This window comes from Asticcacaulis solisilvae (assembly GCF_017875235.1).
Lineage (GTDB): Bacteria > Pseudomonadota > Alphaproteobacteria > Caulobacterales > Caulobacteraceae > Asticcacaulis > Asticcacaulis solisilvae_A.
In genome coordinates this window covers 160,004-181,854 of sequence record NZ_JAGGMI010000004.1, presented here as the reverse complement: position 1 = coordinate 181,854, position 21,851 = coordinate 160,004, and the positions used below count along the sequence as shown (strand labels likewise).

Annotated in this window: 16 protein-coding genes; 9 read left to right on the top strand and 7 right to left on the bottom strand. The window is 60.0% G+C overall.

Annotation, left to right across the window (positions count from 1 at the left end; translation table 11 throughout):
• Positions 1-1,050 carry a cupin-like domain-containing protein gene (locus J2X24_RS09165; protein ID WP_245344579.1) on the bottom strand — a complete coding sequence of 350 codons (1,050 nt, stop codon included), beginning with the start codon at positions 1,048-1,050 and terminating at the stop codon, positions 1-3.
• A 473-nt stretch (positions 1,051-1,523) separates the two neighbouring features.
• Between J2X24_RS09165 and J2X24_RS09160 the strand changes: the two genes are divergently transcribed.
• From J2X24_RS09160 to J2X24_RS09145, 4 genes are all read left to right on the top strand, one after another.
• On the top strand, positions 1,524-4,787 hold the full coding sequence (locus J2X24_RS09160; protein WP_209719931.1) for a TonB-dependent receptor: 3,264 nt from the start codon (positions 1,524-1,526) through the stop codon (positions 4,785-4,787).
• A gap of 160 nt (positions 4,788-4,947) precedes the next feature.
• Positions 4,948-6,498, top strand: a complete 1,551-nt coding sequence (locus J2X24_RS09155) for a tryptophan halogenase family protein (RefSeq protein ID WP_209719928.1) — start codon at positions 4,948-4,950, stop codon at positions 6,496-6,498.
• Positions 6,491-7,996, top strand: coding sequence for a tryptophan halogenase family protein (locus tag J2X24_RS09150; protein WP_209719925.1), 1,506 nt, complete (start codon positions 6,491-6,493; stop codon positions 7,994-7,996). Before J2X24_RS09155 ends, J2X24_RS09150 begins: the two co-directional genes overlap by 8 nt.
• Before the next feature lie 10 nt (positions 7,997-8,006).
• A complete protein-coding gene (locus J2X24_RS09145; protein WP_209719920.1) occupies positions 8,007-9,533 on the top strand; it encodes a tryptophan halogenase family protein in 1,527 nt (508 codons plus the stop codon).
• Positions 9,534-9,535: 2 nt separating this feature from the next.
• Here J2X24_RS09145 and J2X24_RS09140 read toward each other — a convergent pair whose 3' ends face one another.
• A complete protein-coding gene (locus J2X24_RS09140; protein ID WP_209719918.1) occupies positions 9,536-10,249 on the bottom strand; it encodes a DUF6445 family protein in 714 nt (237 codons plus the stop codon).
• An 88-nt stretch (positions 10,250-10,337) separates the two neighbouring features.
• On the opposite strand from J2X24_RS09140, the gene J2X24_RS09135 reads away from it, so the two are divergent.
• Positions 10,338-11,027, top strand: a complete 690-nt coding sequence (locus J2X24_RS09135; RefSeq protein ID WP_209719916.1) for a DUF6445 family protein — start codon at positions 10,338-10,340, stop codon at positions 11,025-11,027.
• A gap of 112 nt (positions 11,028-11,139) precedes the next feature.
• On the opposite strand, the gene gabT is transcribed toward J2X24_RS09135, so the two are convergent.
• The 4 genes from gabT to J2X24_RS09115 all read right to left on the bottom strand — a co-directional run bounded on the left by gabT (position 11,140) and on the right by J2X24_RS09115 (position 17,504).
• The gene (gabT, locus tag J2X24_RS09130) at positions 11,140-12,417 is read right to left on the bottom strand and encodes a 4-aminobutyrate--2-oxoglutarate transaminase (protein ID WP_209719913.1); all 1,278 of its coding nucleotides are present in this window, start codon (positions 12,415-12,417) and stop codon (positions 11,140-11,142) included.
• Positions 12,418-12,971: 554 nt separating this feature from the next.
• Positions 12,972-14,528 (bottom strand): DHA2 family efflux MFS transporter permease subunit, encoded by a 1,557-nt coding sequence (locus tag J2X24_RS09125; protein WP_209719910.1) that lies wholly within the window; start codon positions 14,526-14,528, stop codon positions 12,972-12,974.
• 355 nt (positions 14,529-14,883) lie between these two features.
• Positions 14,884-16,026 (bottom strand): HlyD family efflux transporter periplasmic adaptor subunit, encoded by a 1,143-nt coding sequence (locus tag J2X24_RS09120; protein ID WP_209719907.1) that lies wholly within the window; start codon positions 16,024-16,026, stop codon positions 14,884-14,886.
• Positions 16,027-16,040: 14 nt separating this feature from the next.
• Positions 16,041-17,504, bottom strand: a complete 1,464-nt coding sequence (locus J2X24_RS09115; protein ID WP_209719904.1) for an efflux transporter outer membrane subunit — start codon at positions 17,502-17,504, stop codon at positions 16,041-16,043.
• Positions 17,505-17,651: 147 nt separating this feature from the next.
• Between J2X24_RS09115 and J2X24_RS09110 the strand changes: the two genes are divergently transcribed.
• Positions 17,652-18,278, top strand: a complete 627-nt coding sequence (locus tag J2X24_RS09110; RefSeq protein WP_209719901.1) for a TetR/AcrR family transcriptional regulator — start codon at positions 17,652-17,654, stop codon at positions 18,276-18,278.
• On the opposite strand, the gene J2X24_RS09105 is transcribed toward J2X24_RS09110, so the two are convergent.
• Entirely contained in the window at positions 18,275-18,916 is a 642-nt protein-coding gene (locus J2X24_RS09105) for a dihydrofolate reductase family protein (RefSeq protein WP_209719897.1), read from the bottom strand. The genes J2X24_RS09110 and J2X24_RS09105 overlap by 4 nt on opposite strands.
• Positions 18,917-19,057: 141 nt before the next feature.
• Here J2X24_RS09105 and J2X24_RS09100 point away from each other — a divergent pair, with 141 nt between their 5' ends.
• The 3 genes from J2X24_RS09100 to J2X24_RS09090 all read left to right on the top strand — a co-directional run bounded on the left by J2X24_RS09100 (position 19,058) and on the right by J2X24_RS09090 (position 21,837).
• Positions 19,058-19,402, top strand: a complete 345-nt coding sequence (locus tag J2X24_RS09100; protein ID WP_209719894.1) for an ArsR/SmtB family transcription factor — start codon at positions 19,058-19,060, stop codon at positions 19,400-19,402.
• Positions 19,389-19,874: an SRPBCC family protein gene (locus tag J2X24_RS09095; RefSeq protein WP_209719891.1), complete on the top strand. Its 486-nt coding sequence runs from the start codon at positions 19,389-19,391 to the stop codon at positions 19,872-19,874. The genes J2X24_RS09100 and J2X24_RS09095 overlap by 14 nt, the downstream gene beginning before the upstream one ends.
• Before the next feature lie 136 nt (positions 19,875-20,010).
• On the top strand, positions 20,011-21,837 hold the full coding sequence (locus J2X24_RS09090; protein WP_209719889.1) for a GAF domain-containing sensor histidine kinase: 1,827 nt from the start codon (positions 20,011-20,013) through the stop codon (positions 21,835-21,837).
• Positions 21,838-21,851: the final 14 nt, after the last annotated feature.

The following is a 21,851-nucleotide window of genomic DNA, read 5'->3' as shown; positions in this document are numbered from 1 at the left end:
TCAGCCGCGCAGGATTTGCTGCAGGGCGCGAATCAGGCCGTTGCGGATGTCGGCCGTGTGCGGTCCCAGACCGCCCTGATGTTTCGCCGGTATGTGCGCTATGGAGGCCTTGTCCGCGCTGAAAATGTAATCGTTGAACATGGCGCGCCAGTAGTCGCGCTCGGGTGCGGGCAGGTCCTTGAGCGCGAGAAGCGCCATGTTGAAACAGGTGACGGGGTTTTCCAGAGGGTTCGCCGGCGTGCCCCACCAGTAGTTGATCAGGACATTGAAGCGGTCGAGTGACTGGACGTGATGCCACCAGTACCGTGGCAGATAGAGCGCATCGCCCGGCTCCATTTCCGCCACCTGGGCATGGCTGATGGCGTCTCGCAGACGGGGATATTTTTCGAAATCGGGTTCTTCCAGGCTGGCGAGGCTGATGGCGCGGCCCGAAGGCGTGTGCTCCAGCGGACCAATATAAAGGTTTCCAACCTGGTCCGGCGGGAAAACGGTAAAGCGCCGGCGGCCGGCGATCACGCAGGCGATGTTGTGATCGTTGTCGTTATGGGTCTGGGCGCGGGTCTGGTTGCTGATCCAGATGTTCGGGACTACAAAAGGCGCCAGAAGCGGATTGACGTTTTCGACGGCAAAGCGCGGGAGATACTGCGCCACGGGTGTCGACTGGATATAGACGTAGGGCGGATTGGGGTGGCCGACCAGGCCCAGCAAATGATCGATGCCATCGCTGATCGAACGCGTCCGTCGATTGAAGTTGAAGTCGTGCATGTCGGGACCATACGAAAATCGCCCCTTGATAGCGCTACCGGCTTCCAGAACCGATGTCAGGCGCCCGGAGTCCATTGATTTCAGATATGCGCCGATGGCATCCGTCGACGTCCGTCCCTGAACGACCGCCGGCCATTTTGCCACAAGTCCCTTGAGAAGAACGGGGCGCGCCTGTGGCAGGATATCGCGAACGAACACCTCTGGCGTCGTATCACAATGAACATCTACGGACGGAATGGAAAAATCTTCGAGCATATGGACCAATTGCCAGGCTTCGGGCGGCATGCCCCGCGCTTCTATATGCCGCGTAGGCGGCAGGCAAGCCAACAGGCCAATAAGACTTTTTTAACACTATCGTCAAAAGGCGGTCATGCGCCTCAGGTGTTTGAAAATCGTTTGCAATTTGACGCACTGAGTGTGACATTCATGCCATTGTCCGGCGCTGTCGTCGTTGTTTCGTCATATTTCGCCTAGATTTTGACCGGCCCTTTGGGTATCTGATAAAGATGAAATAATTAATCGGGAAGAAGCACGTCCAGCCACAGGTAACAAAAAACCGGTCCGCGCGAACCTCGTGAATGCCAATTGACAACAAAGTCAATTCGGGCGGTCGGGTCAAGAATCCTTAAGAATGTTTCGGTACCTTTGGTAATCATTAAAAAAATGAGGACGTCGCCCGTGAGGCGATTTCAATTGGCTAATTCGGTCTTCACCGTCGTTTTGCGTATGGCGGTCGGGAGCAACTAGGGAGAACAAATATGAAGAAAACCGGAAGCGCGGCCTTTGGGCTGAAGCTTTTAAAGGGCGGTGTTTCGCTGGTAGCGCTAACGGCCATGGCCGTGACGGCGTCTACGGCGATGGCTCAGGAAACGACTGCTGACGGCGCTGATGAAGTCGTCGTCACCGGCGTCCGCAAGTCGCTGAAAAGCGCCCAGCAGATCAAGAAGGACGCCGATACCGTCGTCGACTCGATCACGGCCAATGACATTGGCTCCTTCCCGGACAAGTCGGTCGCCGAAGCGCTGCAGCGCGTCGCCGGCATCACCGTCAACCGTTTCGCCGCGACCGGCGATACGGCGCACTTCTCGGCCGAACCGTCGGGCGTCGTCGTCCGCGGCCTGCAACAGGTCCGTTCGGAATTCAACGGCCGCGACATCTTCACCGCCGACTCCAACCGTGGCCTCAGCTGGTCGGACGTTTCGCCGGAACTGATGGGCGGCGTCGACGTCTATAAGAACCAGACCGCGGAACTGATCGAAGGCGGTATTGCCGGTACGATCAACCTGCGCACCCGTCTGCCGTTCGACCAAAAGGGCCGCGTTCTGGCCGCGACGGCCGAATACACCTATGGCGACCTGGTGGAAAAGGGCGCGACCGCGCTCTCCGGCATCTATGCCGACCGTTTTGATACCAGCGCCGGTGAATTCGGCATCATGGTGAACGCTGCCCACTCGGGCATCTACACCAACTCCGAAGGCGTCCAGCTCGGCCGTATCGTTCCTTATTCCAACGCGACGGTCTGGGGAACGAGCGACAAGCGTTATTTCCCGATGTCCGTCTCGCTGCGTGACAACGTTTACGATCGCGTTCGTACCGGTGTCGCTCTGGCCGGCCAGTGGCAAAACCACTCCAAGACGATGCTCGCCACGCTTCAGTACAATCAGTCGAAGAAGACCGAGAAGTGGGAAGAGTATGTCGCGACGGCTTCGACCGGCGCCGACGCCTGGGCCCAGCTGATCGATTTTGTCGCCACCGGCGACAACGTGCAGTGTCTGACCGGCACCACCTGTACCTTCAACGACCAGGGCTTTATCCAAACCGGCACGCTCGTCAACGGAAACGGCCAATGGTACGGTTCCTTCCAGAACCCGACTGGCTCGACCTCGCCGAACGGTCTGGCCCGCGCCTGCTATTCGTGGGAAGCATCGACGGCCTGTCCGGCATCGCAGCGCGCCACCGCCTATTCGAACGACACGCGCTGGAGCGATTCGACCAACGACACGCGTGACCTGTCCTTCAACTTCAAGTGGGATCCCACAGATCGCCTGAAGCTGAACTTCGACGTCCAAATGGTCGAGGCGACGCAAGAGAACTATGACATCTCGACGCAGCTGACGACCTGGGCGACGGCCAAGCTCGACTTCTCGGGCGACCATCCGACGATGGAAATCGCGGACTCGGCTGTCGGCTGGTACCTTGCGCCGGGCGGCATCACGAACAAGGACAACTATCGCGTGCCGTGGATCATGGACCACGTGACGGACTCGGAAGGCAAGTCGTTCGCGACCCGCGCCGATCTGGCCTACAGCTTCGATTCGCCCTGGCTGAACACCCTGAAAGCCGGTGTCCGCTTTGCGGATCGTGAGCAGACCGTGCGCTGGACGACCTACAACTGGCAGGCCGTCGTCAACAACTGGACGAACTACGACCGTGACAACTTCTACGTCAATGGCTCGAAGTTCCCGAGCCAGAGCGCGTACGGCAACTATACCTTTGACGAAGACTTCTACGGCGGTGGCGCGACCAATGTCAGCACGGCGCCGTTTATCCTGACCTCGATCCTGCAGGACCGTGAAGGCTTCGCCAACACCTTCGGCAACCAGGCCTACAAGCCGCTCGACACCAGCGGTAACAATACCAATGCCTGGGTTCCGATTTGCATGCGCACCGGCGAAACCGATGGCTGTTTCCGTCCGGCGGAAGTCGCCGACGTTCAGGAGCAGACCAAGGCGGCCTACATCCAGCTGAAGTTCGGCGGCAATGACGCCACCATCTTCAACGGTGTAACCGTGACCGGCAATATCGGCGTCCGCTACGTCGAAACGGTCAATGAAAGCACCGGCGGCACCAACTACAACAGCGGCATTGTCTATGACACGACGCCGTTGGTTGAAACGACGCCCGGCAGCGGTATCTTCCGTCCGAGCATCACCTACTACGTGTCCGCCGAAGACCGCGCGTTCATGGCGACGAGCACAGCCCTTGAAACGGCGAGCATCACGCACAAGAACTGGCTGCCGAGCTTCAACGTTCGCTTTGGCCTGACCGACGAGTGGTTCTTGCGCTTCGCGGCTTCGAAGGCCATGTCCCGTCCGGACATCGGTAACCTGAAGAAGTATACCAGCGTCAGCCTGAGCCTGCCGTCGACAACGAACTCGACGCCGGATTGTAACCCGACCACGGGTGCATTCATCTGCGACAGCTCCGGCGCTATCGTGCGGACGAAGACTCGCTTCACCGGTTCGGCCAACAACCCGTACCTGAAGTCGGTGACGGCGGACCAGATCGATCTGTCGGTGGAAAACTACTTCTCCTCGACCGGGTCGATGACGTTCAACCTGTTCTACAAGAAGTTCCACGACTACATCCAGTTCGGCAGCTATTTCACGAACTTCACCAACAACGGTGTGACGCGTGAAGTGCAGGTCAACGGTCCGATCAACGGTGACGGCGCCTCCATCAAGGGCTTCGAAATCGCTTATCAGTCCTTCTTTGACAACCTGCCGGCGCCGTTCGATGGCCTTGGCGTTCAGGCGAACTGGACCCATCTGTCGAACAGCGGCATCAAGGGTTCGGGCGTTGTCGTCAACTCGGGTGACGGTTCGTCCGGCGCCTCGGGTGGCGGTACGTCGCTGGCGGCTCTGAGCTTCACGGAACTGCCGCTTGAAGGCCTGTCGGACGACACCTTCAACCTGGTTGGTATGTATGAAAAGGGCAAGCTGTCGGCGCGTCTCGCCTACAACTGGCGCTCGAAGTACATGGTTACGGCTCAGGACTGCTGCGCGGTCTTCCCGATCTGGCAGGACGCCATTGGCTACCTCGATGGTCGTGTGGCCTATCGCCTGAACGAAAATATCGAAGTGTCGGTGGAAGGTTCGAACCTGCTGCAGTCGGAAACGAAACTGTACCAGCAAGTCGACGGTCCGACGACCGCCGGTGGTACAAACGAACGTCTTCTGTTGCCATACTCCTGGTTCAAGAATGACCGCCGTATTCAGGCCTCGATCCGCCTGAAGTACTAAGTCATTACTTCAGATAACGCTAAAGGGCGCGCTGTTCGCAAGAACAGCGCGCTTTTTATTTGTAGGGATAACTGAGCTTGACCATTCGGTTGAGACCAGTCTTTATTTAAAAGACGAAGCCGTTTAAACGGGCTCAATCAAACGCCGGGAAGCGAAAGATATGAACCATTCTCCGTTGAAAGTCGTGATTCTGGGGGGCGGAACGGCAGGCTGGATGACAGCCGCTACGCTTAACAAGGCTTTCAAGCCTGAATTCTGCACGGTGAGACTGATCGAGTCTGATGAAATCGGCATAGTCGGGGTCGGTGAGGCGACCCTGCCTCAAGTTAAAAGCTTCAACGACTTCCTTGAACTCGACGAACCGGAGTTCATGCGCGAGACCAATGCGACCTTTAAGCTGGGCATCGATTTTTGCAACTGGGCACGCAACGGCGACAGCTACATCCATCCTTTCGGCATTCATGGCCAGGCGATCAACGGCGTACCGTTGTTCCAGTATTGGCTGCGCGCCATGCAAAGCGGGCATGAGTCTGACCTGCAGGCCTATTCTTTCGCCATTTCGGCCTGCCGCCATCTGAAGTTCGATTTCCCGTCGGAAGACGACAATTCCGTAAGATCGACCTTTGCTTACGCCTATCACTTCGACGCTGTGCTCTATGCGCGTTATCTGCGGAAATGGGCCGTCGCGCGCGGGCTGCAACGTACCGAAGGCAAGGTTGTCGATGTGACCCTGCGGCCGGAGGATGGCTATATCCAATCCCTGACACTGGCGTCGGGCGAGGTCGTCGAAGGTGACCTGTTCATTGACTGCTCAGGGTTCCGGGGTGTCCTGATCAGCCAGGCGCTGAAAATGGGATGGGAGGACTGGACGCCGTGGTTGCCGTGTGACCGGGCCCTGGCCGTCCCCTGTGATCGGGCCGGCGATTTTACCCCCTATACGCGGGCGGCGGCAAAGGAAGCCGGCTGGACGTGGCGTATTCCGCTGCAGCACCGTACCGGAAACGGCTACGTCTTTTCCAGCCGGTTCACCACGGAAGATCGTGCCGCGGAGATACTGTTGGCTGGTCTTGACGGCAAGGCACAGGCGGAACCGCGCCTGCTCAAGTTCCAGGCCGGCCGGCGCCAGCAATCCTGGCATAAGAACTGTATCGCCATAGGCCTGGCCAGCGGCTTTCTGGAGCCGCTGGAATCGACCAGTATCTACCTGGCGCAGATCGCCACCAATTTCCTGATGCGGTTGTTCCCGTCAAAAACCATCGATCCCAAACTGATCGAGGAATTCAATCGCCTGATCGATATCGAATACGAGCGCGTGCGTGATTTTCTCATTCTGCACTACTATGCCAATGAAAAGCCTGCCGACGAAGATCCGACCGGCATGTGGCGTTACGTCCGCGAAATGAAGGTGCCGGATACATTGATCGCCAGGATGGAGACCTTCCGGCATCGCGGGCACATACATCGCTACAAGGACGGGCTGTTCGCCCCGCCAAGCTGGATCGCCGTCTACGCCGGGCAACGTGTCTTGCCGCGCAATTACGACCGGCAGGTCGACAATATGAGCCTCGATACCATCCTGGAAACGCTGACGGAGGTCCGTGACCGGGTGCAGGTTAATGTCGACGCGTTGCCGACGCACGAAGAGTTCTTGAAAGATTATTGTTTCGACCCGATGGGCAAGGTCGTGGTGCAGGATGTTGTCAATGGCTGAGGCTCGCCGCGTATCGAAAGTCGTTATTATTGGCCGCGACGAGTCCTTATGGCTGGCGGCCAATGTTTTGTGGCGCGCCTTTAACAAGGCCGGGCTTGAGATCACGGTGATCGAGCTTCCGTCGCTTTTGCGGCCGGGCGATGTATATCCGACCTTGAAGCAGCAGGAAGCCTACCATCGTCTGATCGGTATCGAAGAAGGGCCGATGATGCGCGCCTGCCAGGCCACCTACAGTCTGGGACAGCGTTTCGCCAACTTTTCCAAGACCAGGCCCCCCTTCATACATGCCTATTCCACGTACGGCCGGCCAATCGATCGTGTTCCCTTCCATCACTTTTGGCTGAAGGCGCGCGCCGAAGGCATGAAGGCCGAATTCGACGACTTTTCCATCAATGCCGCCGCGGCAAAAAAGGGCCGGTTCTTCATTCCAGGCGAGGAAACGGACGGCTTTGCCAATTGCAACTATGCCTATCACCTTGGCGCCATGGGTTACTGCCATGTGCTGAAGACGGTGGCCCTGGAACGCAAAATCGAACATATCACCGCCAGGCTGGCTGAGGTTGTCCGTGATGGCGAAGACGGCTGTATCACCGCGCTTAAGCTGATGAACGGCCAAACCGTTGAAGGGGATTTCTTTATCGACGCCACGGGCGCCGAAAGTGCCTTGCTGGGGCAGGAGCTGGGCGTCGCGTTCCAGTCGTGGGGTGATCTGCTGCCGTGCGACCGCATGTTGACCAGCTATGGTCCGCCCCTGTCGCCCCTGCCGTCCTTCAGCCAGGTCGCCGCCTTCCGTTCCGGTTGGGTGGGGATGTATCCCCTGCAGAACTGCACGGCCATCCAGCAGGTCTATTCCAGCGTCGATCTCAAGGAGGACGAGGCTTTCCAGGCCGCCGGCATCGTCGCGTCGATGCGCCTGCATCCAGACGCCATCGTGACACCTTTCGTGGCGGGAACGCGCAAGATCTACTGGGAAAAGAACTGCGTTGCCATTGGTGAGGCCGCCGTCGTGCTTGACCCGATCGACAGTGTGCGGATGCACGCCAATTTCATCGGCTTGTCGCACCTGGTCTCGCTATTCCCGATCGATCGCAACTGCATGCTGGAAAGCGACGAATATAATCGCAATGTCGGTGCATCCCTGGAACGCGTGCGCGATTATCAGATGTGCCACTACATCCTGAACCAGCGCACCGGCCAGCCCCTGTGGGACTACTGCCGCAGTATCGAGGTTCCGGAGTCCCTGCGTTATAAGCTGGAATTGTTCTTCGCGCGCGGCGCCCTGGCTTTATACGACGATGAAGCCTTCGAGGAGGACGATTGGATCTGCATGCTGCTGGGGCACGGCCTGATTCCCAAGGCCTATGATCCTCTTGTGGATCAGACGGAGCCGTCCGAAGCCATTCAGCAGTTTCAGAAAATGCTGGGTTTCATCCGTTCGGTTGTCGAACCGATGAAGCCGATGGAAGACTACCTGGGTAAGGCGCAGGTCCAATTTTAGGAGATAAGTCGTGCAGTCCGTCGTTAAAAAGATTGTTATCGTAGGTGGAGGAACGGCGGGCTGGATGACGGCGGCATGCTTCGTCAAGGCATTAGGGTCCCATTTTTACGATATTACCCTGGTCGAGTCGGAAGAGATTGGCACGGTCGGGGTTGGTGAAGCGACCATCCCGCCGATCATCCAGTACAATTCCTTTCTCGGCATCGACGAAAACGACTTTATCCGCGAGACCAACGCCACCTTCAAACTGGGAATCGAGTTCGTCGACTGGCGACGGAAAGGTCACAGCTACATCCATCCCTTCAGCGTATTCGGTAAGGACATCGATGGCTTCACCTTTCAGCACTACTATTTCCGGCATTATATGGAACGTGGCGGCGGTGAGATTGATATAGGCAAGTATAATGCGCCCACCGAAGCCGCCCTGCAGGGGCGCTTCGGCCGTGTCAAGTCTGAGCCTGGTAAGCCTGATCTGACCTATGCATTCCAGTTCGATGCCGCCCTGTATGCGCGATACCTGCGCCGGTATTCAGAGAAACTGGGTGTTGTCCGTCAGGAAGGGCGGATCGTAAAGGTCAACCAAAATCCCGAAACGGGTTATGTCACGTCGGTCCAGACATCGGACGACCGCACGATTGAAGGCGATCTGTTTATTGACTGCTCGGGCTTCCGTGGACTGCTGATCGAAGAAACCCTGAAGACGGGCTATACCGACTGGAGCCACTGGCTTCCCATGAACCGCGCGGCGGCGGTGCCGTGTGACCGCACCGATGAACTGCTGCCCTATACCCGTGCGACGGCGCGTGAAGCCGGTTGGCAATGGCGCATTCCCCTGCAGCACCGCACCGGCAACGGCTATGTTTTCTGCAACGACTTCATCAGCGAGGATGAAGCGGTCGAAAGCCTGTTGTCCCGGCTGGACGGCAAACCCCAGGCCGATCCGAGGATTTTGCGCTTTGTTACCGGCCGCCGCAACAAGGCGTGGAACAAGAATGTCGTGGCGCTTGGCCTGGCCAGTGGCTTCCTGGAGCCACTGGAATCGACGAGCATTCACCTGGTTCAATCCGGCGCCTTTAAATTCCTGGCCCTGTTTCCGCGCCACGGGTTCAATCCGCATATTGTCGACGAATACAATCGCCAGATCGAGCACGATTACGACAACATCAAGGACTTCATTATCGCGCATTACAAGGTCACGGAACGTGACGACACGCCGTTTTGGCGCCACGTCCAGCAGATGTCCATCCCCGACAGCCTGCGCGATCGCCTCGATGTTTTCCGGGCAACCAGCCAGACCCTTTCGCGTGAACCTGACCTTTTCCGGGAGGTCAGCTGGGTGGCTGTATTGACCGGCCAGGGAATGGTGCCGCAGGACTACCATCCGGCGGCGGATGCGATGGACAGTGACGATTTGCGCGTTCACCTGGGAAGCTGGCGGAACGCGGTCATCGAGCGCGTCAAAGGCCTTCCGTCACACGAAGATTTCATTCGCCGTCACTGCGCGTCCGAGGCCTTGAAAATGCATCAGACGGGGTAGGGTCAAAGCCCCTCCGTATTGAAAAACATATTGGCGGTCAGGCGGCCCGTACGTGGATCATCGCTAAGTCCCGCGGTGTTTTCCAGGCGCGCCGAATGAAACAATCCGGCCTTATAGAAAATCAGGCGATTAAATACCGCTTCGACATAGGCGATTTCCTCATAAAGGTCGAGGATCGCGCCCAGTTCCTGGTCTTTGCGTTCCTCCAGTTCCTGGCGACGCAACCGCCTGTATCCATCGCTGCGGACCGGCGTAATGACCTCATGGTCGGTAGCCTTATGGCGGAAGAAGCCTGTTCCCCCATAAGGGCTCCGGCTGAGATAGTGAACCGTGGCGAAGCTGTTGAGGCGGTGTGAGTCGATATGCGGTGCGGCCTGGGCCGGGGTCATTGTTTGCGGCGGGACCGTAGCCAACCCAAAGAAACCGTAATTTGCCGGGCGAAAGTGGGGGTGCGTGTCAAAAGTCCTTGCCATGAGGCCGCGCAAAACTTCGGCAAGGGGTATGCGATAGCTGTCCGGCAGCTGGGCGACCAGGCCTGGGTAACGCGACGTCGCCGGGGGAAGCGCGAATCTGGCCTGCGCGGCATATTCAATCAGTATGTCCGGATTGAGAAGGACGTCGTCTATAACAACGATGGCTTCCTGGGTCTTCCCGGCTCTGAGGACGTCTATACGGGCATCAGGATTAAAAACAGGGTCCGGCAGGGCTGCGGTCATGATGCCTCAAAAGTTATGTCTGGCCAGGCGAGATTGCAATAATGCCTGATTTCAGCCTAAAACGACAGCCGCAGTATACGGAGTGATTATGTCGGTACACACTATCAGGATCGGGGAGGAGCAGACCCCCGTCGTCATTATCGACAATTTCTTTCAGGACCCGGAACAAGTCGTCCAGATGGCGACGGATCTGGCGCCTTTCCCGGCGCAGACAGGTCACTATTACCCGGGGCTTCGCCATCGTATCACGCCCCAGGACCAGGAAAGTTTCGCCTATGTCGAGGCTGTGTGCCGCGGCCTGGCTGGAATTATGGATGATGTCTTTGGCGTTCGAAAGTACGACATCCTCGACGCGGGATTTTCATTGATGACCCTGCAACCGGGTGATTTGCAACCCTTGCAGAGAATTCCGCATTTCGATCACCATACGGCTGACGGCTACGCCATTATCCATTATCTCTCAAAAGGCCCGAGCGGCGGCACGGCTTTTTACAAGCATGAGCGCACGGGATTCGAAACCCTGACGGATGAGCGCCTGGAGGCGTACGCAAAAGGGAGAGAGCAGGATATTCGTGAATATGGGCTCGCCAGCGGCTACCACTCGGGTGATCGCAACGGCTTTATCGAGCTCGCAAGCATCGAGGCCCGCTTCAATCGCGCGGCCATCTATCCAGGGCGCATCCTGCACACCGGCGTAATACCTGAAAACTTCAATTTCAGCTCTGATCCACGGCGCGGCCGCCTTACCGCCAACATCTTTGTCCGTGGATTGAGCTAGAGCGATATGGCGAAAAGTGCCAAGATGCGTTTTTTGGGGTTTTCGCCTTAAATATCGCGACAAAACAAAAAACTTAGATCGCTATGATGTTTCCACTTAAAATCATACCGATCTAAATCCCCAGGGCTTGTTCCAGCTTGGCGAGGCCTTCGTCGAGAATCGCATCGGATGCCGTCAGTGGACACAGGATGCGGATCGTATTGGCATAAACGCCGCATGACAAAAGGATCAGGCCATGGTCTTGGGCCTTGGTGCAAGCCGACTTCGCCGCGACGGCGTCGGGTGTGTGACTGCCGCGTTCGGTCACGATATCAAAGGCGATCATGGCGCCCAGGCCGCGAATGGCGCTCATGGGGACGATATCATTGCGCTGGCTGAGCGCCTCCAGACGCGCTTTGATCTTGGCGCCTTGGGCATTGGCGGCATCGAGCAGCTTTTCCTCGGCGATAACATCGAGGACGGCCAAAGCTGCGGCGCAGGCCACCGGATTACCGCCATAGGTGCCGCCAAGGCCGCCAACGACCGGCGCGTCCATGACCTCGGCGCGACCGACCACGCCCGACAGCGGATAACCGCCGGCCAGCGACTTGGCCATGGTCATCAGGTCGGGCTTGACGTTGTAATGCTCCATGGCGAACAGCTTGCCGGTGCGGCCAAAGCCGGTCTGGACCTCGTCGGCGATCAGCAGAATGCCGTGCGCGTCGCAAACTTTTCGCAAGGCGCCCATCAGTTCCGGTGGCGTGATGAGGAAGCCGCCTTCGCCCTGAACCGGTTCGATGATGATAGCGGCGACGGCGTCGGGCGCAATGTCGGCCTTGAACAGGTAGTCAAGCATCTTCAGCGTATCGGCGACGTCGATGCCGTGCGCTTCGACAGGAAAGGGCAGGTGGTAGATGCCGGGCTGCTGCGGGCCCAGGTCCTTCTTGTAGGGGACGACCTTGCCGGTCAGGGCTGAGGTCAGGGCCGTGCGGCCATGGAAGCCGCCGGTAAAGGCGATGATGCCGTCGCGCTTGGTGTAGGCGCGGGCGATCTTGACGGCGTTTTCGACGGCTTCGGCGCCGGTCGTAAGAAAGACCGACTTGGCCGGTTTGGCGACAGGGGCCAGCGCGTTGAGCCGCTCGGCCAGGGCGATATAGGTCTCGTAGGGCACGACCTGGAAAGCGGTATGCGTAAAGGCGTTCATCTGCGCCAGAGCTGCGGCTTGGACTTTTGGATGGCGGTGGCCGGTGTTGAGCACGGCGATACCGCCGGCGAAGTCGATGAAACGGTTACCGTCGGCGTCCCACAGCTCGGCATTTTCCGCGCGCCCGGCGTAAAGCGTCGTGGCGTGGCCAACGCCGCGCGGAACAGCAGCGGCGCGGCGGGCGGCGAGATCGGCATTATGGGTCATGGGACGGCTCCGGTTCGAAGCCAACCGATAACAAATGTGATCACAATTTGCCAGTGCGGAGCGTCGGGATGTTAAGAAGGATTTTCCACAGATTACACAGATGCACACAGATTATCTGAGCGTATAGCCTCTGCCTTCCCGGATAAATGTAAGGACAGCGCTTTGCGCTGTCGCAGGCTACTGACAAACCCCCTATCTTTTTTGAGAAGGGCCAATTGCCACAATTTGATTCCGATATGTTCACCGCTTGATTCCGAGACGTTCCGTGAATCAGGTGGCAATATACCGCATGAAAATTGTCCACAGACTTTGTCAGCAGCCTGGGACAGCGCTTTGCGCTGTCGTTCTGTGAGGTCGTTGTTCGCGGACCTGCCGTTTGCTCGGATAATCTGTGTGGCGCGCGTTAGCGCGCATCTGTGCAATCTGTGGACATGCTTCTTAAGATCGGCGCCGTGCACACTTACGCCAGAAATAGAAGGAGGGAGCGGGCCGGGAAGCCGCTCCCTCCACGTCACGGGCCACCGTGACACCTCGCCGGGGGGGACGAGGATCTCTTAGTGCGCACTGCCCATGTCGACCGGACCTTTTGGACGAGGCAAGGTCCAGGCCAGGCAGGCGCACAAGGCAAAGACAACCGCCGCACCGATGAAGATCTCATTGGTGGCGATCATCAGCGCCTGGCCTTCGACCATGCGGTTGAAGCTTTCCAGCGCCACCTCATGCGGCAGGCCTTGCTGCGTCATGGTCTGAACCGCCGCTTCGGCATTGGGCAGGTGGTTGACGATCTCGGCGTGGCTGGCATTGGCCGAGTTTTCCCAGGCTGTGGTGACGAAGGAGGTGGCCACAGCGCCTGCCATGGTGCGGATGAAGTTCTGCAGGCCGGCCGCCGACGCGACTTCTCTCGGCAGGACCGAGCCCATCGACACCTGGATCAGCGGCATGAAGAAGAAGGGCATGCCGGCGCCGGCCAGGAAGATCCATACCGTGATGCTCATGAAGCTCATATCGGTCGTCGCCTGGCCGCGCATGAAGGTGATGAAGGCCAGCCACATGACGCCGAAGAAGATGATCTTGCGCGGGTCGTAGCGCGCCGCCAGCTGCGCGGCGATCGGGGCGGCGAAGATGGCCAGGATGCCGATGGCGCCTGTCGCATTGCCGGCCCAGGTGGCGGTCCAGCCGAGATTGCCCTGCATCCACAGCGGCCCCAGCACGTTGATGGCGAAGAAGGAGCCGATCATCAACGCCATGCAGACCATGGCCAGCGAGAAGCCGGGATGCCGGAATATCCGTAAGTCCACGATCGGGTTTTCGTCGGTCAGTTCCCAGATGACGAACGCGACGAAGCCGAGGAATGCGACCAGAGCCAGGCCGATGATCAGCGGCGATGAGAACCATTCGTTCTCCTTGCCGAGATCGAGCATCAGCTGTAGCGCGCCGACCCACAGGATCAGCAGGGCCAGGCCGATATAGTCGATGCGCGCGCGGACCGTCTTTGTTTCATAGCGCGACAGGACACGCCAGACCAGGAAACCGGCACCTAGCGCAATCGGGATATTGACCAGGAAGATCGAGCCCCAGCCGAAATTGTCGCAGAGCGTACCGCCGAGGACCGGGCCGGCGATCGGCGCCGTCAACGTGGTGATGGCCCAGATCGACATGGCGACGGGGCGCAGCTTTGGCGGGAAGATGGTCAGAAGTAGGGTTTGCGCCAGCGGCATAAGCGGGCCGCCGCAAAGCCCTTGCAGGACGCGGCCGAGGATCAGCACGTCGAGATTGGGCGCCAGGCCGCACATTAGCGACGTGAAGGCAAAGCCGATAAGCGCGGTCGAGAAAACGCGCACCGTGCCAAAGCGCGCCGCCAGCCAGCCGGTCAGCGGCACGGCGATGGCTTCGGCTACGGCATAGGAGGTAATGACCCAGGTACCTTGTGAGGTCGAGACGCCGAGGGCGCCGGCGATGTTCGGCACCGAGACGTTGGCGATCGAGACGTCGAGGATGGCGACGAAGTTGGCCAGTGCCAGCAGGATACCGCACAGCCATAGTGTTATGCCGGTCAAAGGCTTGGGTTCGGAAGCGGGCAGGTTGCCTGCGGTGGTCGTGGCGCCGGACATGGGCCAGGTCCTTCAATGCTTGAGATGGCCCCCACCACCACATCTCGCCTGTGCAAGCACAGTCTCGTGCGGTCCCCCTCCCCACTCGCTTCATTGCGCAGAAACCGTCGCGCCGCTCATGGGGAGGAATAAGAAGGGGTAGGCGATATTGTATCCCCGTTAAGACGGGTGCTCCTTCTTCACTCCTCCCTGGGAGCCTCATGGCATCGCGCAATGAAGCAAACTGGGAGGCGTAATCTTTTATTCCTCCCCATGAGCACCTCGGACGATTCCGCGCCCAAGATGTGAGTGGGGAGGGGGACCGCACGAGACTGTGCTTGCACAGGCGAGATGCGGTGGTGGGGGCAATTAAGGCTTAGCGCGTACCGCTGATGTCGATCTTGGCCTTCATGCTCATGCCGACGCGCAACGGATGCGCCTTCAGTTCCTTCGGATCGAGCGCGATACGCACCGGCAGGCGCTGGACGACCTTGATCCAGTTACCCGTGGCATTCTGCGCCGGGATGATGGCGAAGGCCGAGCCCGTGCCGCCCGACAGACCCGACACCTTGCCGTGATACTTGATCGACGAGCCGTAGAGGTCCGAGGTCAGTTCGACCGGCTGACCGATGGCGACCTTCTTCAGCTGAACTTCCTTGAAGTTGGCGTTCACATAGGCGTTGTCGATCGGCACGATGGTCATGAGCGGGGCGCCCACCTGGACGCGCTGGCCGACTTCGGCCGTGTTTTTGGCGATAACGCCTGAAATCGGGGCGCGGATGACCGTGCGATCGAGATCGAGGCGGGCCTGGTCAACGCGGGCCTGGGCCAGCTTGACCTGCGGATTGCTGTCGACGTCGCCGCCCGAAATCAGCGCGGCATTGGTGGCGCGCTGACCTTGCGCGGCCGTGGCCTGGGCCTTCGTCGCGTTGAGCGCGGCGACGGCGCGGTCAAGCGTCGTCTTGGCGTTGGTCAGATCCTCGCCGGCGACGGCGCCGATGGCCGCCAGGTTGCGGCGGTCATCGTAAGCCTTCTGGGCCTGGTCGACCGCAGCCTGGGCGGAGACGACCTGCGACTGGGCGGCGGCGGTCTGGGCCGCCAGTGTCGCGTCGGTCGAATAATAGCCCTGGACCTGGCGCCTGACCTGCTCGAGCTGGGCTTCGGCCTGGGCCAGGGCCAGACGGGCGTCGGTGTCGTCGAGGACGACCAGGACATCGCCCTGTTTGACAACCTTGGTGTCGTTGATATTGGCTTCCTTGACCGGCGCCGACACCAGCGGCGTCACGGCGGCGGAAGAGGCTTCGACATACGCATTGTCGGTTTCGACCGCCTTGCCGCCTTCGATGACGTGGTAGACGCCGAAGGCCGCAGCGGCCAGGGCCACCACGCCGCCGAAGATCAGGAAGAGCTGGCGACGGCGCGGATTGCCGGCGGGCTTGCGGGCGGCAGCGGGAGCGCCGGCAGGGGGCGCGGCTTGCTCGGTGGACTTGTCGAGCTTGGGGGAGGAATCGTCGGCCATGGAAGATGCCTTAATTAATTCGATTGGAAACCGCCGCCCAGCGCGGCGATGAAACGGATGCGGTCGTTGTAGGCCTGAGCCTTGAGGTTGTTTTCCTCAAGCTCGGCCGACAGCAGCAGAGAGTGGGCGCGCAACACGTCGATGGTCGTGTCAAGCCCGCGGGCCTGCCGCGCCTTTGAGTTGTCATAGGTGCCCTGCGCTGAAGCGACGCGGGCATGGGCCTGGCGCAGCTGGTCGGCGGTCGACTGCGTGCCGGCGGCAGCATTGGCGACGTCGTGCAGGGCCTGGATCAGGACCTTGTCATAGGTGGCGACGGCGTCGTTGTAATCGGCTTCGGCCGAGCGGTATTGCGCGCGCAGCTGCCCGCCCTTGAAAAGCGGTACGCTGATGGCGGGGCCGATGCCGCCGATGTCCGATCCCTTGGCGGTCAGGGCGTCGAGGCCAAGACCGTCCTTGCCCAGCGCCTGCAAACCGAAATAGGCGTTCAGCTTCACGTTGGGATAGAAGTCGGCCTTGTAGTACTTTATCTGCTGGCCGGCGGCTTCGACCCTCAGGCGGGCGGCCTGGATGTCGGGGCGGCGGCCCAGCAGGTTGAGGCGGACATCCGACGGCAGCGTGTCGGCCGAGGCCGGGGCCAGCTGCGGACGGGTGAGCGTCAGGGCGCGGTCGGGACCGGCGCCGGTCAGCGCCGCGATCAGGTTGCCCTGGACGCGGATGGCGCCATTGATGCCCGACAGGCGCTGGGCGACCTGGGCCTGGTCGTCCTGGGCGTCCAGCAGATTGTCGGTGGTGTCGAGGTTGTGGTCGAGGCGCGCCTGGACCAGCTCGACGCGCTTGTCGGCGCCGAGGCCGATTTCGGTCAGGTCGTCGCGCTCCTGATAGAGGCGGTCCAGTTCGACATAGGCGCGCGTAATGGCGGCGGCCAGGTTCTGGCGGGCCATCTCGGCGTCGAGCGTCGCGGCTTGGGCCTGGCTGAGCGCGCCTTTCGACGCCGCCTTGTGCTTGCCCCACAGGTCGAGGTCGTAATTGGCGTCGAGCGTCACGCGATCGGCGTACCAGTAGCCGTCGGGCAGGAAGGCTTTGAACTCATCCGGGAAGCCCATATTGACCGATGACTTGGCGGCGTCGATCGAGCCGTTGAGCGTAAGCGTCGGCGAGCGCACGGCCTTGACCTGGTCGAATACGGCGGTCGCTTTTTGAATCCGGGCGCGCGCCGTCTTCATGTCCGGCGAATTGGCCAAGGCTTCGTCCATCAGGGCATTCAACTGGGGATCGTTGAAACCCTTCCACCATTCCGTCTGCGGCCAAGCCCCGGTTTCGCCTTTCAGGGTTTCGGCGCTGGCAAGGCTTGAGGCCTCGATCGGGGTTTCGGTGGCCGGGGTGGGCACGGCGGCGCAGGAGGCGAGGCCGAGCGTGGCGACTATGATCGCCAGAGCACTTATTTTTTCAAAGCGATGCGCTAAAGGGGAGGGCGTCATCTGGGGAGGTCCTACGAGACATACCTGAATTTCGTGCCTGTCAGATTTTGGAACACCATTTAGTGAACCGTACTGTACAGTTCGGTCCGTATGCGCTATATGTCGACCACAGTCAACAAAAAACGTACAGTATGGTACAGATTCTTTATGGACACCCAAACCAGTAATTTTCGCGATGAGCGCCGGGCGCGTATCCTGCAGGTGGCTCGCGATGTGTTTTATGAGTTCGGCTATGCCGGTGCGTCGATGGCGACCATTTCGGCGCGCCTCGGCGGTTCCAAGGCGACGCTTTATGCCTATTTCAGCTCCAAGGAGGAGCTGTTCGGCGCTATGATTCGTGAACGCTGCGAAGCCATGGGCCGCGTCTTCCAGGCCCATATCGGCGCGGACGACCTGCGCAAGGCGCTAAAGGAAATGTCGCTGCAGCTGATCAATGTCGTGATGTCCGACTGGGGCACGCGCACCATCCAGCTGCTGATCGAGGAAAGCCGTCGCAATCCGTCGCTGGCGCGCCTGTTCAACGAGGCCATGGAGGCCAATGGCCGCGCCAGTCTTCAGGCGTTGCTGGCGACCGCACGCGATCGCGGCCAGATCGACGCCCCCGATGTTCCGGAAGCCACCAAGATATTAAAAAGCCTCTTGTTCGGCGATATTCACTTCAAGCGGCTGCTGGGCATCTGTGACGGCATAGATGCCGCAGACCTGAACAAGCATATTGACCGCGCCATCGACGTCTTCATGACCTACTATGGCGCGGAGGATAAAGATGCCTAACGCTTGAAGGTCAGGTGGATGACGCCGCTTTCGGCCGTCTCCGACTTGACCGCATAGCCGGCCTCGAGGCCGCGCAGGTCCTCCCACAGGTTGATGCCCCGGCCGAGCAGGATCGGGGTGATCGCCACGTGCAACTGATCGACCAGTCCGACCTTGAGATATTCGCGAATGACGGTCGGGCCGCCGCCGATCCGGACATCCTTGCCGCCTGCCGCCTTTGTCGCCTGCTGTAGGGCGTCCGCCGGCGTCGTACTGATGAAATGGAAGGTGGTGCCGCCAGCCATTTCGAGTGACGGACGTGGCTTGTGTGTCAGGACGAAGACCGGGCAGCCGAAGGGCGGCTCGTCGCCCCACCAGCCCTTCCAGTCCGGATCATTCGGGAAGTTATGCAGGCCGAACATGCCGGCGCCCATGATCTCCGCGCCGATATTCTCAAAGTAGGCCTGCGCATAGGCCTCATCTACGCCGGTCGTGCCCTTGCCGCTGGTGTCCTTGAATACGCGCTCCTGGAAGGTCCTTGTGGCGGCATAGGCTTGGGTCAGGCGGCCCCAGTCCTCGCCGAATGGCTTTTCCGGTGTCTGGTCGGTCGTTGTTGCAAAACCGTCCAGTGAAATCATGAGATCGACGCGAACTGCCATGGAGGCCTCCTTGAAAGGGGTTGTGGTCCGACCGAAATCCCCGGCCCGACACTTAGGTAAGTGCCTTCATATCAAAATTCAAAACTAAGGCAAGTGCCTTATTGTTCTTGACCGGCATCGCGAACGCATTTAGGAATGCGCATGCCTTACCATTCGACCCCTCTTGATCTTGCTTTTCATGCGCTGAGCGACCCTACGCGCCGTGCGGTGATCTCGCGGCTGGCCGAGGGCGAAGTGCCGGTCAGCGTCCTGGCCGAGCCTTTCGATATGGCGCTGCCGTCGTTTGCCCAGCATCTGAAAGTTCTGGAAGACTGCGGCCTGATCGCCAGCGAAAAGCGCGGGCGCAGCCGCTGGTGCCGGCTAATGAAGCCGCGCTTCGACGAAGCGGCGGACTGGATGCAGACGGAGCGCCGAAGCTGGGTCGACCGGCTGGACCGGCTGGAAGACTATCTCGACAAGGCGAAAGAGAGCGATGGCCAAGGGTAAGCTTTATGACTGGTCGCTGGACCGTGAAATCGTACTGGTCAAGCTGCTGAACCATCCGCGCAGCAAGGTCTTTGCCGCCTGGATGGATCCGAAGGCCCTGGCTGAATGGTATGGCCCGGCCGGCCTCAGCATCGAAAGCCACGAGGCCGACATCCGCGAAGGCGGGGTGTGGCGGTTCGACATGGTGGGCATGTTCGAAGGCAGGGAACAGCGCTTTCCGAACCTCATGCGCTTTCTGGAAATCGTACCGGACGAGCGGATTGTCATGGACTACGGCACACCCGATCCTGAAGATCCCGATCGTTTCCGCGTCACGGTGACCTTCGACGAACAGTCCGACGGCAAGACGGTCCTGACCATGCGCCAGCTTCACCCGACCGCCGAACGGCGTCAGAAGGTTATCGGCTTTGGCGCGGTCGAATACGGGCTGCAGACCCTGGATGGTCTCGCCACCTGGCTTGATGGTCAATAGCCGCCCCAGATTCCGTCCGGTCGATAACAGTAAGATTGGTTAAGAACGGCCGGTTTTCATTTACAAATGGGTAAACCTTTTTGGTTAACTATGGATCATCCATAAAGGTTTACCCATGTCGCAACTCGCAGAAGATATGTCTTACACCGCCGCGAACGCCGCTCCGCAGGGTTCGGGCCGCGATCTCGAATTCGGCCGTATCGTGAAATCGATCTGCGAGCTGGCCGTCGGCCTGTTCGAAGCGCCGATGGCGATGATCAAGCTTTATGAAGGCAGCCAGCTGGTCGTGAAGGGCACGATCGGTTTCGCTTCCGAAGCTATGCTGGAAGACCTGAGCTTCTGCCAGCGCAAGCTGATCCCGGGCGAAAGCCTTATCCTGTCGGACGCCACGGCCGACGCGCGCTACTTCCTGGAAAGCGCCGTCCTGAGCGGCCCGAAGATCCGTTTCTATGCCGACATTCCACTGGTCAGCGATGGCGTCGTCCTGGGTGTCCTGGCCATGTGCGAGCGCACGCCGCGCCACGACTTCACCGGCAACAAGCTGAACCTGTTCCGCCAGTTCGCCAACAACTCGGCCACGACGATCGCGCTCGCGCAAAAGACGCTTGAGCGCAACACCCTGGCCACCGAGATCAAGTCGCAGCAAACGCGCTTCGACCTGGCTCAGGAAATGACCGGCATCGGCTACTGGTCGATCGACCTGAAGACGCGCGAAATCACCTGGTCGCGCGGCCTTTACGCCGTTTACGGCCTGACGCCCAAGTCCTACAAGCCGCGCGTCGCCACCCAGCTCGACATCTATGAAGAGCAGGACCGCGCCGTCATCATCGACCGCTTCCAGCGCGCTGTGAACTATGGCGAAGACTTCGATTTCACGGTCGAGATCCTGCGCCGCAAGGACAAGGTCACCCGCACCGTCCGCACCAAGGGCGGCGTCGAATACGGCGACGACGGCAAGCCGCTGCGCCTGTGCGCCTGTGTCCGCGACATCACCGAAGGCGCCAATGACGCCGAGGAACTGATCCGCGCCCGCCTGGCCGCCGAAGACATCAACGACGCCAAGAACGCCTTCCTCGAACAGATCACCAACGAGCTCAAGACGCCGCTGACCAACATCCTCGGCTATGCGCGCCTGATTAACGAACAGCGCCACGAAAACCCGGATATCGCGTCCTATACGCAGAACCTGATGAAGTCGGCCAAAGCGCTGCAGTCGGTCGTCAAGGATACGCTCGAAGTCTCGACGCTGGATACGCCGACGGTCCGCGAAACCAGCCACGCCCACACCTCGGAAGAAGCGACCAACATCGTTGCGCTGGTCCGCGATGTGGTCAACCAGTTCGGCGCCCAGGCCCAGATCAACCAGACCCGCCTGAACGCCCACTTCGTCGATTTCGACAATTCCTGGGCCCAGATGGACTCGATGCGCGTCCGTCAGATCCTGCAGAACCTGCTGTCGAACGCCTGCAAGTTCACCAAGGGCGGCCTGATCAATGTCACCGCATCGCAGGTCATGGTCGATAATGCCCAGTGGCTGCGCATCTCGGTGCGCGACACCGGCATCGGTATGGCGGACGAGCAGGCGCTCAGCCTGTTCAGCGGCAATGCCGAGGACATCAACGGCAACCGCGTTTCGGGCGGCGGTCTCGGCCTGTCGATTGCGAAAGCCATTGTCGACCTGCTGGGCGGCCATATCGGTGTCGTCTCGCGCATCGGCGAAGGCTCCAACTTCTGGTTCGAACTGCCGGTCAAGTGGGTTGATGCCCCGGCCAAGGCGCGCACGGCTGACATCGTTGCGGCCCCCATGGCCCGCACCGTAAACCGCGTCCCGGGCAACGACCCGATGCGCGATGCGCCGCGTAGCCAGGCGCCTGTCCAGCGTCCGGCGACAGTCGACGAAGACCGCATCAACCGCGAATATCTGCGTGCCCTGCTGCAGGACATGAAGCTGGACATCGGCTAAATCCTGCCGCAACA

What these genes read in the sequence shown, in the direction of transcription:
- J2X24_RS09165 (WP_245344579.1), bottom strand. Translation starts at nt 1,050, where the DNA reads ATGCCGCCCGAAGCCTGGCAATTGGTCCATATGCTCGAAGATTTTTCC.
- J2X24_RS09160 (WP_209719931.1), top strand. Translation starts at nt 1,524, where the DNA reads ATGAAGAAAACCGGAAGCGCGGCCTTTGGGCTGAAGCTTTTAAAGGGC.
- J2X24_RS09155 (WP_209719928.1), top strand. Translation starts at nt 4,948, where the DNA reads ATGAACCATTCTCCGTTGAAAGTCGTGATTCTGGGGGGCGGAACGGCA.
- J2X24_RS09150 (WP_209719925.1), top strand. Translation starts at nt 6,491, where the DNA reads ATGGCTGAGGCTCGCCGCGTATCGAAAGTCGTTATTATTGGCCGCGAC.
- J2X24_RS09140 (WP_209719918.1), bottom strand. Translation starts at nt 10,249, where the DNA reads ATGACCGCAGCCCTGCCGGACCCTGTTTTTAATCCTGATGCCCGTATA.
- J2X24_RS09135 (WP_209719916.1), top strand. Translation starts at nt 10,338, where the DNA reads ATGTCGGTACACACTATCAGGATCGGGGAGGAGCAGACCCCCGTCGTC.
- gabT (WP_209719913.1), bottom strand. Translation starts at nt 12,417, where the DNA reads ATGACCCATAATGCCGATCTCGCCGCCCGCCGCGCCGCTGCTGTTCCG.
- J2X24_RS09125 (WP_209719910.1), bottom strand. Translation starts at nt 14,528, where the DNA reads ATGTCCGGCGCCACGACCACCGCAGGCAACCTGCCCGCTTCCGAACCC.
- J2X24_RS09120 (WP_209719907.1), bottom strand. Translation starts at nt 16,026, where the DNA reads ATGGCCGACGATTCCTCCCCCAAGCTCGACAAGTCCACCGAGCAAGCC.
- J2X24_RS09115 (WP_209719904.1), bottom strand. Translation starts at nt 17,504, where the DNA reads ATGACGCCCTCCCCTTTAGCGCATCGCTTTGAAAAAATAAGTGCTCTG.
- J2X24_RS09110 (WP_209719901.1), top strand. Translation starts at nt 17,652, where the DNA reads ATGGACACCCAAACCAGTAATTTTCGCGATGAGCGCCGGGCGCGTATC.
- J2X24_RS09105 (WP_209719897.1), bottom strand. Translation starts at nt 18,916, where the DNA reads ATGGCAGTTCGCGTCGATCTCATGATTTCACTGGACGGTTTTGCAACA.
- J2X24_RS09100 (WP_209719894.1), top strand. Translation starts at nt 19,058, where the DNA reads ATGCCTTACCATTCGACCCCTCTTGATCTTGCTTTTCATGCGCTGAGC.
- J2X24_RS09095 (WP_209719891.1), top strand. Translation starts at nt 19,389, where the DNA reads ATGGCCAAGGGTAAGCTTTATGACTGGTCGCTGGACCGTGAAATCGTA.
- J2X24_RS09090 (WP_209719889.1), top strand. Translation starts at nt 20,011, where the DNA reads ATGTCTTACACCGCCGCGAACGCCGCTCCGCAGGGTTCGGGCCGCGAT.